This window comes from Kitasatospora sp. NPDC034035 (genome assembly GCF_055575755.1).
On the sequence record NZ_JBVISA010000003.1, the window covers coordinates 187,980 to 202,683 of the forward strand.

General features: G+C 70.5%; 9 protein-coding genes and 1 tRNA gene. All 10 read left to right on the plus strand.

Going from position 1 to position 14,704, the window contains the following annotated elements; genetic code table 11:
- The first annotated feature begins 84 nt into the window (after window positions 1-84).
- The 10 genes from rpoB to ACZ52J_RS05795 all read left to right on the plus strand — a co-directional run bounded on the left by rpoB (window position 85) and on the right by ACZ52J_RS05795 (window position 14,619).
- Window positions 85-3,561, plus strand: coding sequence for a DNA-directed RNA polymerase subunit beta (rpoB, locus tag ACZ52J_RS05750; protein WP_360494918.1), 3,477 nt, complete (start codon window positions 85-87; stop codon window positions 3,559-3,561).
- Window positions 3,562-3,659: 98 nt separating this feature from the next.
- Window positions 3,660-7,553 carry a DNA-directed RNA polymerase subunit beta' gene (locus ACZ52J_RS05755; protein ID WP_360494921.1) on the plus strand — a complete coding sequence of 1,298 codons (3,894 nt, stop codon included), beginning with the start codon at window positions 3,660-3,662 and terminating at the stop codon, window positions 7,551-7,553.
- Between the two features lie 197 nt (window positions 7,554-7,750).
- A tRNA-Met gene (locus ACZ52J_RS05760) sits at window positions 7,751-7,824 on the plus strand.
- A gap of 172 nt (window positions 7,825-7,996) precedes the next feature.
- Window positions 7,997-8,671, plus strand: a complete 675-nt coding sequence (locus ACZ52J_RS05765) for a DUF4097 family beta strand repeat-containing protein (protein WP_465616136.1) — start codon at window positions 7,997-7,999, stop codon at window positions 8,669-8,671.
- 82 nt (window positions 8,672-8,753) lie between these two features.
- Window positions 8,754-9,941, plus strand: a complete 1,188-nt coding sequence (locus tag ACZ52J_RS05770; protein WP_465616138.1) for a sensor histidine kinase — start codon at window positions 8,754-8,756, stop codon at window positions 9,939-9,941.
- A complete protein-coding gene (locus ACZ52J_RS05775) occupies window positions 9,938-10,618 on the plus strand; it encodes a response regulator transcription factor (RefSeq protein WP_360494930.1) in 681 nt (226 codons plus the stop codon). The genes ACZ52J_RS05770 and ACZ52J_RS05775 overlap by 4 nt, the downstream gene beginning before the upstream one ends.
- A 148-nt stretch (window positions 10,619-10,766) precedes the next feature.
- Window positions 10,767-11,384, plus strand: a complete 618-nt coding sequence (locus ACZ52J_RS05780; protein ID WP_465616140.1) for a hypothetical protein — start codon at window positions 10,767-10,769, stop codon at window positions 11,382-11,384.
- A gap of 87 nt (window positions 11,385-11,471) precedes the next feature.
- A complete protein-coding gene (locus tag ACZ52J_RS05785; RefSeq protein ID WP_360494936.1) occupies window positions 11,472-12,212 on the plus strand; it encodes an SIR2 family NAD-dependent protein deacylase in 741 nt (246 codons plus the stop codon).
- A 143-nt stretch (window positions 12,213-12,355) separates the two neighbouring features.
- Window positions 12,356-13,570 carry a cytochrome P450 gene (locus tag ACZ52J_RS05790; RefSeq protein ID WP_465616142.1) on the plus strand — a complete coding sequence of 405 codons (1,215 nt, stop codon included), beginning with the start codon at window positions 12,356-12,358 and terminating at the stop codon, window positions 13,568-13,570.
- Between the two features lie 50 nt (window positions 13,571-13,620).
- Window positions 13,621-14,619 carry an ADP-ribosylglycohydrolase family protein gene (locus ACZ52J_RS05795; RefSeq protein WP_465616144.1) on the plus strand — a complete coding sequence of 333 codons (999 nt, stop codon included), beginning with the start codon at window positions 13,621-13,623 and terminating at the stop codon, window positions 14,617-14,619.
- The last annotated feature ends 85 nt before the right edge of the window (window positions 14,620-14,704 follow it).

The window sequence follows — 14,704 nt, forward strand, 5'->3', positions numbered from 1 at the left end:
AGTGGCGAGGAGGCGGGTCCAAGCCCAATTAGGCCCGGCTGGTACGCGCGTAGTGAGCTCCGAGCCCTCGGAAGGACCCCCCTCTTGGCCGCGCCGCGCAACGCCTCGAACAATTCCGCCGCATCCACCGCTCCTCTCCGCGTCTCGTTCGCGAAGATCAAGGAGCCCCTCGAGGTCCCGAACCTCCTGGCCCTGCAGACCGAGAGCTTTGACTGGCTGCTCGGCAACGCGGCCTGGAAGTCCAGGGTCGAGAAGGCGCTGGAGAACGGTCTGGACGTCCCCACCAAGTCCGGTCTGGAGGAGATCTTCGAGGAGATCTCCCCGATCGAGGACTTCAGTGGGTCGATGTCGCTGACCTTCCGCGACCACCGTTTCGAGCCGCCGAAGAACTCCATTGACGAGTGCAAGGACCGCGACTTCACGTTCGCGGCTCCGCTCTTCGTCACGGCCGAGTTCACCAACAACGAGACCGGTGAGATCAAGTCTCAGACGGTCTTCATGGGCGACTTCCCGCTCATGACCCACAAGGGCACGTTCGTGATCAACGGCACCGAGCGTGTCGTCGTGTCGCAGCTGGTCCGTTCCCCGGGTGTGTACTTCGACTCCACCCTGGACAAGGTCTCCGACAAGGACATCTACTCCTGCAAGGTCATCCCCTCGCGTGGTGCCTGGCTGGAGATGGAGATCGACAAGCGCGACATGGTCGGCGTCCGCATCGACCGCAAGCGCAAGCAGTCCGTCACCGTGCTGCTGAAGGCCCTCGGCTGGACCAACGAGATGATTCTCGAGGAGTTCGGCGAGTACGAGTCGATGCGCAACACCCTGGAGAAGGACCACACCCAGGGCCAGGACGACGCGCTCCTGGACATCTACCGCAAGCTGCGTCCGGGCGAGCCGCCGACGCGCGAGGCCGCGCAGACGCTTCTGGAGAACCTGTACTTCAACCCGAAGCGCTACGACCTCGCGAAGGTCGGCCGTTACAAGGTCAACCGCAAGCTGGGCAACGCCGAGTCGCTGGACTCCGGCGTGCTCACCGAGCCCGACATCATCGGTGCGATCAAGTACCTGGTGAAGCTGCACGCGGGCGAGACCGAGTGGCGTGACGGCGAGGGCCGCGACATCGTGGTCGAGGTCGACGACATCGACCACTTCGGCAACCGCCGCCTGCGCAACGTCGGCGAGCTCATCCAGAACCAGGTCCGTACGGGTCTCGCCCGTATGGAGCGCGTCGTGCGCGAGCGCATGACCACCCAGGACGTCGAGGCGATCACGCCGCAGACCCTGATCAACATCCGGCCGGTCGTCGCCTCCATCAAGGAGTTCTTCGGCACCAGCCAGCTGTCGCAGTTCATGGACCAGACGAACCCGCTGTCGGGCCTGACCCACAAGCGTCGTCTGTCCGCGCTCGGCCCCGGCGGTCTCTCCCGTGAGCGCGCCGGCTTCGAGGTCCGTGACGTGCACCCCTCGCACTACGGCCGCATGTGTCCGATCGAGACCCCCGAAGGCCCGAACATCGGTCTGATCGGGTCGCTGGCCTCGTACGGCCGGGTCAACGCCTTCGGCTTCATCGAGACCCCGTACCGCAAGGTCATCGAGGGTGTCGTCACCGAGCAGGTCGACTACCTCACGGCCGACGAGGAGGACCGCTACGTCATCGCGCAGGCCAACGCCCCGCTGACGGCGGAGCTGACCTTCGCCGAGCCGCGCGTCCTGGTCCGCCGCCGTGGCGGCGAGATCGACTACATCCCCGGCACCGAGATCGACTACATGGATGTCTCGCCGCGCCAGATGGTGTCGGTCGCGACCGCCATGATCCCGTTCCTCGAGCACGACGACGCCAACCGCGCACTCATGGGCTCGAACATGATGCGCCAGGCGGTGCCGCTGCTGAAGAGCGAGGCTCCGCTGGTCGGTACCGGCATGGAGTACCGCTGCGCCGTCGACGCCGCGGACGTCATCACCGCCGAGAAGGCCGGTGTCGTCCAGGAGGTCTCGGCCGACTACGTCACCGTGGCCAACGACGACGGCACGTACACCACGTACCGCGCCGCCAAGTTCACCCGCTCCAACCAGGGCACCGCCTTCAACCAGAAGGTGCTCGTGGACGAGGGCGCCCGCGTCGAGGTCAACCAGGTGCTGGCCGACGGCCCCTGCACCGACGAGGGCGAGATGGCCCTCGGCAAGAACCTCCTCGTGGCGTTCATGTCCTGGGAGGGTCACAACTACGAGGACGCGATCATCCTGTCGCAGCGCCTCGTGCAGGACGACGTCCTCTCCTCGATCCACATCGAGGAGCACGAGGTCGACGCCCGTGACACCAAGCTGGGCCCCGAGGAGATCACCCGGGACATCCCGAACGTCTCCGAGGAGGTCCTCGCCGACCTCGACGAGCGCGGCATCATCCGCATCGGCGCCGACGTCGTCACCGGCGACATCCTCGTCGGCAAGGTCACCCCGAAGGGCGAGACCGAGCTGACCCCGGAGGAGCGCCTGCTCCGCGCGATCTTCGGTGAGAAGGCCCGTGAGGTCCGCGACACCTCGCTGAAGGTGCCGCACGGTGAGTCCGGCAAGGTCATCGGCGTCCGCGTCTTCGACCGCGAAGAGGGCGACGAGCTGCCCCCGGGCGTGAACCAGCTGGTCCGCGTCTACGTGGCCCAGAAGCGCAAGATCACCAACGGTGACAAGCTCGCCGGCCGTCACGGCAACAAGGGTGTCATCTCCAAGATCCTGCCGGTCGAGGACATGCCGTTCCTGGAGGACGGCACCCCGGTCGACATCATCCTCAACCCGCTGGGCGTCCCGTCCCGAATGAACCCCGGGCAGGTCCTGGAGATTCACCTCGGGTGGCTCGCCAAGCAGGGCTGGGACGTCTCCGGCCTCGCCGACGAGTGGGCCCAGCGCCTGCAGGCGATCGGCGCCGACACCGTCCAGGGCGGCACCAACCTCGCCACCCCGGTCTTCGACGGCGCCCGCGAGGACGAGATCACCGGCCTGCTGGACAACACCACCCTCACCCGTGACGGTGAGCGCCTGGTGAACTCCACCGGCAAGGCCCGGCTGTTCGACGGCCGCTCCGGCGAGCCGTTCCCGATGCCGGTCTCGGTCGGCTACATGTACATCCTCAAGCTGCACCACCTGGTCGACGACAAGCTGCACGCCCGCTCGACCGGCCCGTACTCGATGATCACCCAGCAGCCGCTCGGTGGTAAGGCGCAGTTCGGTGGTCAGCGCTTCGGTGAGATGGAGGTGTGGGCCCTCGAGGCGTACGGCGCGGCCTACGCGCTGCAGGAGCTCCTCACCATCAAGTCCGACGACGTCCTCGGCCGCGTGAAGGTCTACGAGGCCATCGTCAAGGGCGAGAACATCCCCGAGCCCGGCATTCCCGAGTCCTTCAAGGTCCTCATCAAGGAAATGCAGTCGCTCTGCCTCAACGTGGAGGTGCTGTCCTCGGACGGCCAGTCCATCGAGATGCGGGACTCCGACGAGGACGTGTTCCGCGCCGCCGAAGAGCTCGGCATTGACCTGTCCCGGCGCGAGCCGAGCAGCGTCGAAGAGGTCTGACGGAGGTTGGGCCGGCTGCCCGCGCAGCCGGCCCGCCCCCAGGCCCCCCTCAGACCACATGAACGACTCTCGACTTACGAAAGAGGGCTTGACGACCAGTGCTTGACGTCAACTTCTTCGACGAGCTCCGCATCGGCCTGGCCACCGCCGACGACATCCGCCAGTGGTCGCACGGCGAGGTCAAGAAGCCGGAGACCATCAACTACCGCACCCTGAAGCCGGAAAAGGACGGGCTCTTCTGCGAGAAGATCTTCGGCCCCACCCGGGACTGGGAGTGCTACTGCGGTAAGTACAAGCGCGTCCGCTTCAAGGGCATCATCTGCGAGCGCTGCGGCGTCGAGGTGACCCGCGCCAAGGTGCGTCGCGAGCGGATGGGCCACATCGAGCTGGCCGCCCCGGTCACCCACATCTGGTACTTCAAGGGTGTCCCGTCCCGCCTGGGCTACCTGCTGGACCTGGCGCCGAAGGACCTCGAGAAGGTCATCTACTTCGCCGCCTACATGATCACCTGGGTCGACGACGAGCGCCGCCAGCGCGACCTGCCGTCCCTGGAGGCGCACGTCTCGGTCGAGCGTCAGCAGATCGAGAACCGCCGCGACTCCGACCTCGAGGCCCGCGCCAAGAAGGCCGAGACCGACCTGGCCGAGCTGGAGGCCGAGGGCGCCAAGGCCGACGTGCGCCGCAAGGTGCGCGAGAGCGCCGAGCGCGAGATGAAGCAGCTGCGCGACCGCGCGCAGCGCGAGCTCGACCGCCTCGACGAGGTGTGGGCCCGCTTCAAGAACCTCAAGGTCCAGGACCTCGAGGGCGACGAGCTGCTCTACCGCGAGCTGCGCGACCGCTTCGGCACCTACTTCTCCGGCTCGATGGGCGCGGCGGCCCTCAAGGACCGCCTCGAGACCTTCGACCTGGCGGAGGAGTCCGAGCGCCTGCGCGAGATCATCCGCACCGGCAAGGGCCAGAAGAAGACCCGTGCGCTGAAGCGCCTCAAGGTCGTTTCCGCGTTCCTGCAGACCACCAACAAGCCCAACGGCATGGTGCTGGACTGCGTCCCGGTCATCCCGCCGGACCTGCGTCCGATGGTGCAGCTGGACGGTGGCCGCTTCGCGACCTCCGACCTGAACGACCTGTACCGCCGCGTCATCAACCGCAACAACCGCCTGAAGCGGCTTCTCGACCTCGGTGCCCCCGAGATCATCGTGAACAACGAGAAGCGCATGCTCCAGGAGGCCGTCGACGCGCTGTTCGACAACGGCCGTCGTGGCCGTCCGGTCACCGGCCCGGGCAACCGCCCGCTGAAGTCCCTCAGCGACATGCTGAAGGGCAAGCAGGGTCGTTTCCGTCAGAACCTGCTCGGCAAGCGAGTCGACTACTCGGCCCGTTCGGTCATCGTCGTCGGCCCGCAGCTCAAGCTGCACCAGTGCGGTCTGCCGAAGGCCATGGCGCTGGAGCTCTTCAAGCCGTTCGTGATGAAGCGCCTGGTCGACCTGAACCACGCGCAGAACATCAAGTCGGCCAAGCGCATGGTCGAGCGCGCCCGTCCGGTCGTGTGGGACGTCCTCGAAGAGGTCATCGCCGAGCACCCGGTCCTGCTGAACCGTGCGCCCACCCTGCACCGCCTCGGCATCCAGGCCTTCGAGCCGCAGCTGGTCGAGGGCAAGGCCATCCAGATCCACCCGCTCGTCTGCACCGCGTTCAACGCGGACTTCGACGGTGACCAGATGGCCGTCCACCTGCCGCTCTCCGCGGAGGCGCAGGCCGAGGCCCGCATCCTGATGCTGTCCTCGAACAACATCCTGAAGCCGGCCGACGGTCGCCCCGTCACCATGCCGACCCAGGACATGGTGCTCGGTCTGTTCTTCCTCACCTCGGACCGCGAGGAGGTGAAGGGCGGTGGCCGTTCCTTCTCCTCCACCGCCGAGGCCGTCATGGCGTTCGACGCCAAGGAGCTGGACGTCCAGGCCGTCATCGACGTCCGTCTGCCGATGGGCACCGTCCCGCCCCGTGGCTGGACCCCGCCGATCGACGAGGACGGTCAGCCGGGCTGGTTCGAGGGCGAGTCCTTTCGCCTGCAGACCACCCTGGGCCGCGCGCTCTTCAACGAGCTGCTGCCCGAGGACTACCCGTTCGTCGACTACGAGGTGGGCAAGAAGCAGCTCTCCGCGATCGTCAACGACCTGGCGGAGCGCTACCCCAAGGTCGTCGTCGCGGCGACCCTGGACAACCTGAAGGCGGCCGGCTTCCACTGGGCCACCCGCTCGGGTGTCACCGTCTCGATCTCCGACGTCGTCGTCCCGCCGAGCAAGCCCCAGATCCTCGAGGGCTACGAGGCCAAGGCCGAGAAGGTCCAGCGTCAGTACGAGCGCGGCCTGATCACCAACGACGAGCGCAAGCAGGAGCTCATCGGCATCTGGACCCAGGCGACCAACGAGGTTGCCGAGGCCATGAACGCGAACTTCCCGAAGACCAACCCCATCTTCATGATGGTCGACTCGGGTGCTCGTGGAAACATGATGCAGATGCGCCAGATCGCCGGTATGCGTGGTCTGGTGTCCAACGCCAAGAACGAGACGATCCCCCGTCCCATCAAGGCGTCGTTCCGTGAGGGCCTCACCGTTCTCGAGTACTTCATCTCGACCCACGGTGCCCGTAAGGGTCTGGCCGACACCGCTCTGCGTACCGCCGACTCCGGCTACCTCACCCGTCGTCTGGTCGACGTCTCCCAGGACGTCATCATTCGCGAGGAGGACTGCGGCACCGAGCGCGGCCTCAAGCTGTCGATCGGTTCCGTGGGCGCCGACGGCGTGCTGCGCAAGGCCGACGACGTCGAGACCAGCGTCTACGCCCGCATGCTCGCCGAGGACATCACGGTGGACGGCAAGCTCCTTGCCACCGCCAACACCGACCTCGGTGACGTGCTGATCGACGAGCTGATCCGCCACGGCATCGGCGAGGTCAAGACCCGCTCGATCCTGACCTGTGAGTCGGCCGTCGGCACCTGCGCCATGTGCTACGGGCGCTCGCTGGCCACCGGCAAGCTGGTCGACATCGGTGAGGCGGTCGGCATCATCGCCGCCCAGTCCATCGGTGAGCCCGGTACCCAGCTGACGATGCGTACCTTCCACACCGGTGGTGTGGCCGGTGACGACATCACCCAGGGTCTGCCGCGTGTCGTCGAGCTCTTCGAGGCCCGTACCCCCAAGGGTGTGGCCCCGATCTCGGAGGCGCAGGGCCGGGTCCGCATCGAGGACACCGAGAAGACCCGCAAGCTGGTCATCACGCCGGACGACGGCAGCGAGGAGATCGCCTACCCGGTCTCCAAGCGTGTGAAGCTGCTCGTCAGCGAGGGCGAGGCGGTCGAGGTCGGCCAGAAGCTGACCATGGGTGCCACCAACCCGCACGACGTGCTGCGCATCATGGGCCAGCGGGCCGTCCAGATCCACCTGGTCGCCGAGGTCCAGAAGGTCTACAACTCGCAGGGTGTGTCGATCCACGACAAGCACATCGAGATCATCATCCGGCAGATGCTCCGCCGCGTGACGATCATCGAGTCGGGCGACGCCGAGCTGCTCCCGGGCGAGCTCGTCGAGCGCGGCCGCTTCGAGACCGAGAACCGTCGCGTGGTCGCCGAGGGCGGTCACCCCGCCTCCGGCCGTCCGCAGCTGATGGGTATCACCAAGGCCTCGCTGGCCACCGAGTCCTGGCTGTCGGCCGCCTCCTTCCAGGAGACGACCCGGGTCCTCACCGACGCGGCGATCCACGCCAAGTCGGACCCGCTGCTGGGCCTCAAGGAGAACGTCATCCTCGGTAAGCTCATCCCGGCCGGTACGGGTCTGCCCCGCTACCGCAACATCCGGGTCGAGCCGACCGAGGAGGCCAAGGCCGCGATGTACTCGGCCGTCGGCTACGACGACTACGACCTGTCGCCCTTCGGCGCCGGCTCCGGCCAGGCGGTTCCGCTGGACGACTACGACTACGGCCCGTACACCGGCTGAGTCGCGCGTCACTGATCGCAGGGCGGTCACCCCTCACGGGGTGGCCGCCCTGCGGCGTTTCCGGGCCTCTGCGGCGTTTCCCCGGGCCCCTGCGGGGTTTCCGGGGCCCTGGCCGAGGCCGGCGGGGGTCGGCCAGGGCCCCGGAGGGAAAGCGATTAGGTCTTTTGGTCGAAGTCGCGTAAGGTCGTGTTTACCGACGCGGGGTGGAGCAGCTCGGTAGCTCGCTGGGCTCATAACCCAGAGGTCGCAGGTTCAAATCCTGTCCCCGCTACTCGTTCGAAGGGCCCGGAGGCATTTGCCTCCGGGCCCTTCGGCATTCCCGGAGGAGCTCCTCGCCCGTGCGGGGGAGACGGGGGAACCGCTCCGGGGAGGGAGGCGTGGGAACGGTCGGGTGCGGAAGGCTTCTCGGTGTCGGGTGACGGGGCTTTCGAAGGGGGCCGGGGATGAAGCGGGTACTGGGCGCGGTGGCGATCACGGCGGGGGTGCTGGTCGGGATGTCGGGCTGCCTGCCGATCGGGGACGACCAGGAGCACCGGACGGTCGAGTACGGGGTGGCCGAGCCGGTCAGGGAGCTGGTGGTCGAGGGGGAGAACGGCGGCGTGGTGGTGACCGGCGCCGGTGACACCGTGCACGTGGTCGAGAACCAGAACTACAGGGGGGACGCGCCGAAGAGCACGCACGAGGTGAAGGACGGCGTGCTCCGGCTGACGTACGACTGCGACCACTGCGGCATCGGGTACACCGTGCACGTGCCGGCCGGGACCAAGGTGCGGGTGAAGGAGACCAACGGCGGCATCAAGCTGAACGGGCTGGCCGGCGAGGCGGAGGCCGACGTGAAGAACGGCGGGGTCGAGGCCAGCGGGCTGACCTCCCCGCAGGTGAAGCTGACCGCGGTGAACGGCGGGGTGCGGGCCGACTTCGCCGCCGCGCCGTCGAAGGTGGAGGCGAAGACCTTGAACGGCGGGGTGCGGGTGCAGGTGCCGGGCGGGGAGGCGTACGCGGTGGACGCGAAGGCGTCGGTCGGCGGGGTGGACGTGAGCATCCCCTCGCAGCCGGGAGCGGCGCGCACCATCACCGCGCGGGCGGAGACCGGCGGTGTGACGGTCAGCGGTGCCTGACCGGGCCGTTCCGGAGGTACTGCCGGTAGGGCATGATCTTCTCCGCGGGGGCGGTGTCCCCGGTTACGGGGGAGGTGCCGGGGTGGAGCGTGCTTCGGGCCGGCTGAACCGGCCGGCCGGGCTGAGTCCGTACGTGCAGGACTCGCTGCTGGCGGTGGTGTCGGCCGGGATCTCGATCTGGGCGGTCTACAACGACGACACGGCCTGGCCGTGGTGGGTCTACCTGGTGGCCGTGTCCACCGCGCTGCCGCTGCCCTGGCGGCGCCGGGCGCCGCTGACCGCGCTGGCGGCGAGCAGTGTGGCCTTCGTCGCGCTGTCGCTGCTGGCGCACTCGGCGAACCCGCAGGTCCCGCTGGCCGGGGTGATCGGCCTCTACACGGTCGCCGAGCGGTGCTCGGACCGGGCGCGCTGGACGGTGCTGGCGGCGACGGTGGTCGGCAACGTGATCGGCACCCACTCGCCCAACGGCGCGCTGTTCAGCCTGATCACCTCCGTCGGCTCGTTTGTGTTCGGCTCGCTGGTGCGCGCCCAGCGGGAGCTGGCCCGGGTGCAGGCGGAACGTGCCCGGGAGGCCGGTGAGCGGGCGGCCAGCGAGGCCGGCCGGGCGGTGGCGCAGGAGCGGGCCAGGATCGCCCGGGAAATGCACGACATCCTGGCGCACGCGGTCTCGCTGATGGTGATCCAGGCCGAGGCCGGGCCGGTGGTGGTGCGCAGCAACCCGGACCGGGCGATCCGCGCGTTCGACACCATCGCCGACGCGGGGCGCGACGCGATGGTCCAACTGCGTCGCGTGCTCGGGGTGTTGAAGGAGGAAGGGGTCGGCCCGGAGCTGGCGCCGCAGCCCCGGCTGGCCGAACTCGCCGACGTGGCCGAGCGGGTGCGCCAGGCCGGGCTGGCGGTGGAGCTCGAACTGGCCGACGGGCTGCGCACGGCGCCCGCCGACGTGCAGGCCGCGGCCTACCGGATCGTGCAGGAGGCGCTGACCAACACGGTCAAGCACGCCGGGGCCGACCGGGCCGCGATCCGGGTGCGGCAGGCCGGGGACGTGCTGGAGGTCGTGGTCTCCGACAACGGCCGCGGGGTGCCGCCGACGGCCGGCCGTACGGTGGTCGGCTGGTCCGGCGGGCGCGGGCTGGTCGGCATCCGGGAGCGGGCGGCGGCCTGCGGCGGGCGGGCCGAGGCCGGTCCGGGGCCGGAGGGCAGGGGTTTCCTGGTGAGCGCCCGGCTGCCGCTGGGGGCGGGCGGAACGGTGGAGGGGGTGGGCGGATGACGCCGATTCGGGTGGTCGTCGCGGACGACCAGGAGCTGGTGCGGGCCGGGTTCGGGATGATCCTGGACGCGCAGCCGGACATCGAGGTGGTGGCCGAGGCGGCCGACGGCGCCGAGGCCGTCGAGGCGGTGCGTGAGCACGGCCCCGACGTGCTGCTGCTGGACGTCCGGATGCCGGTGATGGACGGGCTGGAGGCGGCCCGCCGGGTGTGCGCCGAGTTCCCGTCCACCAAGGTGATCATGCTGACCACCTTCGACATCGACGACTACGTCTTCGACGCGCTGTACGCGGGCGCCAGCGGCTTCCTGCTCAAGGACGTCCGGCGGGACGACCTGGCGCACGGGGTGCGGATGGTCGCCTCGGGGGAAGCGCTGCTCGCGCCCTCGGTGACCAGGCGGCTGATCGGCGAGTTCGCCGCCCGCCGGCCGGGGGCGCCGGAACGGGCGGTGCGGCCGCCCTCCAAGCTGCTGGAGCAGCTGACCCTGCGCGAGCAGGAGACGCTGCGGCTGATCGCGCGCGGGCTGTCCAACGCCGAGATCGCGGCCGAGCTGGTGGTCAGCGAGCACACGGTGAAGACGCATGTCAGCAATGTGCTGAGCAAGCTCGGGCTGCGGGACCGGGTGCACGCGGTGGTGTTCGCCTACGAGGCGGGGGCGGTGGTGGTGGGGGAGTCCTGACGGGCTCCGCCACGGCGGGCTCGGCCGGGGTGCCTCCCTCGTGCGGGGGAGGCGGGGAGTTCGCCGGTGCGGGCGATCCGGGACGAGGGCCTGGGCCGGGAGGCTCTGGGGTGTCGGAAACGGACCACACCGCTGGAGAGATCGTCAGATGAACGCCACTCACGCCACCCGTCACACCCGCCTCACCCCGTACGCCGTCGTCGGCGCCCCCGCCCTGATGGCGCTCTACGGCGGCATCCGCCTGGTCCCGGGCTCCCGCGAGCCGGGCCTCGGCTGGACGGCCGGTCACACCGCGATGCTGGCCGGGCTGCTGCTGTTCGCCCCGGTCTTCCTCGCCCTGCGCCGACAGCTCGCCCCACGCGGCACGGCCGGGCGGATCGCGGCCGGGACAGCGCTGGGGACGGCCTTCGCGGGGCTGCTCTGCTCGCTGGTGCAGATCGGGATCGACCTGGTCGTCGGCCTCGCGGCGGCGGACAAGGGCGAGCAGTCGCGGCTCTTCGGCCGGGTGCAGGACGTCCCGGGTGTGCTGCCGGCCGTCTACCAGGTCGGCCCGCTGCTCTTCTACGTCGGCCTGCTGGCGCTGCTGACCGCCGCCGCGGCCGGCCGCTCCCGGGCGCTGCGCTGGTGGAGCCCGGTGCTGGTGCTGCTCGGCACGCTCGCTTCGGGGGCCGACCTGGCCTTCATCCCGCTCGCCGCCGCCTGCTACCTGGTGGCGCTGGCCCCGCTCGTCCGTCCGGCCGTCGCGCCGCGGCCGGTGCTGGTCTGACCTCCGCGCGCCGCCCGTCGGCTCACGGCGCGGAGCACCCGGAATTTCGGTGGCCGTGCCCGGGCCGGTGGCCGTACCGTCCGGTCCATGAACGCGAAGCGCCCCCTGATCGCCGTGCTCACCGGCGCGGGCATCTCGACCGACTCCGGCATCCCCGACTACCGCGGCCCGCAGGGCCTGTGGCAGAAGGACCCGGCGGCGCAGGAGCTGGTCACCATCGGGCCGTACCGGGACGACCCGGAGGTCCGGCGGCGGTCCTGGCTGCTGCGGCTGGAGACGGGCGCGCTGGCCGCCGAGCCGAACGCCGGGCACCGGGCGCTGGTCGACCTGGAGCGCTCCGGGCTGCCGCTGCGGGTGCTCACCCAGAACGTGGACGGGCTGCACCAGGCGGCCGGGCTGCCCGCCCGCAAGGTGCTCGAACTGCACGGCACCGCACGGGAGACGCAGTGCCTGCGCTGCCGGGTGGTCGCGCCGATGGCCGACGCGCTGGCGCGGGTCGAGGCAGGCGAGCCGGACCCGGCCTGCCGGGAGTGCGGGGGGATCCTCAAGCCGCGCACGGTGATGTTCGGCGAGAACCTGGACCCGGAGGTGCTCGGCCAGGCCGAGTCGATCGCCCGCGGCTGCGACGTCTTCATCGCGGTCGGCACCAGCCTGCAGGTGTTCCCGGTGGCGGCGCTGCCGTACAGCGCGGTGGAGGCCGGGGCGAAGCTGATCATCGTGAACGGCGAGCCCACGCCGTACGACGAGGCGGCGGACGAGGTGATCCGGGAGCCGATCTCGGAGGCGCTGCCCGAGCTGGTGCGGCGGCTGGTGAGTGAGCGGGCGTGAGGGGTGGCGGGCAGCCCGAAGGGCCTGAAGGCGGAAGGGTCTCAAGGCGGAAGGGTCTGAAGCCGGAAGGGTCTTAAATCGGACGTACCGCGTGCGTACGATGATCCTTCCGGCTTCCCCTCACGGCCTGGAGTGATCGACCGATGACGACGACGGCGAAGTTCGACCCCTGGTCGGCGGCGTTCGTGGCCCACCCGTACGACGCGTACGCCGAACTGCGCGACCACGCGCCGGTGACGTACTTCGAGCCGACGAACCAGTGGCTCGTCGCGCGCCACGAGGACGTCAGCGCGCTGCTGCGCGACCGACGGCTCGGCCGCACCTACACCCACCGCTTCAGCCACGCGGAGTTCGGCCGCCCCGGGCCCGACCCGGCGCACGAGCCCTTCCACACCCTGAACGACCACGGGCTGCTCGACCTGGAGGCGCCGGACCACACCCGGATCCGCCGGCTCGTCTCCAAGGCCTTCACCCCGCGCATGGTCGAGGGCCTGCGCCCGACCGTCCGGCGCCTGGCCGGCGAGCTCGTCGACGACCTGCTCGCGGCCGGCGGCGGCGACCTGATCGCCACCGTCGCCGAGCCGCTGCCGGTCGCCGTGATCGCCGAGATGCTCGGCGTCCCGGCGGGCGACCGGCACCTGCTGCGGCCGTGGTCCGCCGACATCACCGGGATGTTCGAGCTCAACCCGACCGAGGAGGCCGCCCGCCGGGCCGTCACCGCGAGCATCGAGTTCTCCGACTACCTGCGCGCCCTGATCCGCGAACGCCGGGTGAACCCGGGCGAGGACCTGATCAGCGCGCTCATCCAGGCCCAGGAGGGCTCCGACGCGCTGAGCGAGCAGGAGATGATCTCCACCTGCGTGCTGCTGCTCAACGCCGGCCACGAGGCGACCGTCAACACCACCGGCAACGGCTGGTGGGCGCTCTTCCGCCACCCCGAGGAGCTCGCCCGGCTACGCGGCGCGGTGGACGAGCTGCTGCCCACCGCGATCGAGGAACTGATGCGCTGGGACACCCCGCTGCAGATGTTCGAGCGCTGGGTCCTGGAGGACATCGAGGTCCGCGGCGTCACCATCCCGCGCGGCTCCGAGGTCGCCCTGCTCTTCGGCTCCGCCAACCGCGACCCCGAGCGCTTCGCCGACCCCGACCGGCTCGACCTCGGCCGCGCCGACAACCCGCACATCACCTTCGGTGCCGGAATCCACTTCTGTCTCGGCGCCCCGCTTGCCAGACTGGAGCTCACCGAGTCCTACGGCACCCTGCTGCGCCGGGCCCCGGGCCTGCGGCTGGTCCGCGAGCCCGAGTGGAACCCGGGGTACGTGATCCGGGGGCTCAGGGAACTACTGGTCGAGGTCTGACGGACAGCCGGGCAGACGGACAGACAGACGGAGAAGAGGGGGGAGCGGCCGTGGGCAAGGCGACGGGGGCGCTGCTGGGGCTGGCGATCGGCGACGCGATCGGCCGGGTGACGGAGTTCAAGACCGTCGAGGCGATCGCCGCCGACCATCCGGACTGGCGGCAACTCCCGCTGCCCGACAAGGCCTTGGTCACCGACGACACCCAGATGACGCTCGCCCTCGGCCGCGGCCTGCGCACCGCCCTGGCGCGCGGGCCCCTCACGCCCCTACGGCTGGAACGGCCGGTTCGCGAGGAGTTCGTCGACTGGTGGCGCTCCCCGGAGAACAACCGCGCCCCGGGCATGACCTGCCTGCGCTCCTGCGAGCGGCTCAGCCACGCCGAGTACCGCTGGCAGCAGGCGAGCGACGTCGGCTCCAAGGGCTGCGGCGCCAACATGCGGGTCGCCCCGATCGGGCTGATCCGCGAGCTGGACGCCCGGCAGCTCTCCGGCGCCGCCCAGCTGCAGTCCGCGCTCACCCACGGCCACCCCACCGCGCTCGCCGCCAGTGACCTCACCGCGTACGCCGTCCGCAAGCTCGCCGAGGGCGTGCCGCCGGCCGGCCTGCCCGCGGCGCTGCGGGCGTACGCGCTGGCGAGCCGGGAGCGGTACGACGAGTTCTGGCTCGGCGACCTTGCCGCGCTCTGGTACGGCGCCTCGCCGCAGGCCGTCATCGCCCGCGGCTGGGACGACTGCCTCGCCGTCCTCGACCAGCTGGAGGCCGCGCTCGCCGCCCCCGACCCGGAGGCCGACCCCTGCCTGGCCACCGGCGAGGGCTGGGTCGCCGAGGAGGCCTTCGGCACCGGCCTGCTCTGCTTCCTGCTGCTGCCGGACGACCCCGTGGCCGCCGTCCGCCGGGCCGCCTACTCCAGCGGCGACTCCGACTCCCTCGCCTGCCTGACCGGCGCCTTCGCGGGCGCCCACCACGGCGAGACGGCCTGGCCGGCCGAGTGGGTGGAGCGGATCGAGCACCGGGACGAACTGCTGGAGCTCGGCGCGCTCTGGGACTGAGCGGAGCCGGGCGGCGGGGTCCACCCAGGGCCGCTCGGCGGGGTCCACCCAGGGCCGGGCGGCGGGTCCACCCAGGGCTGCTCGG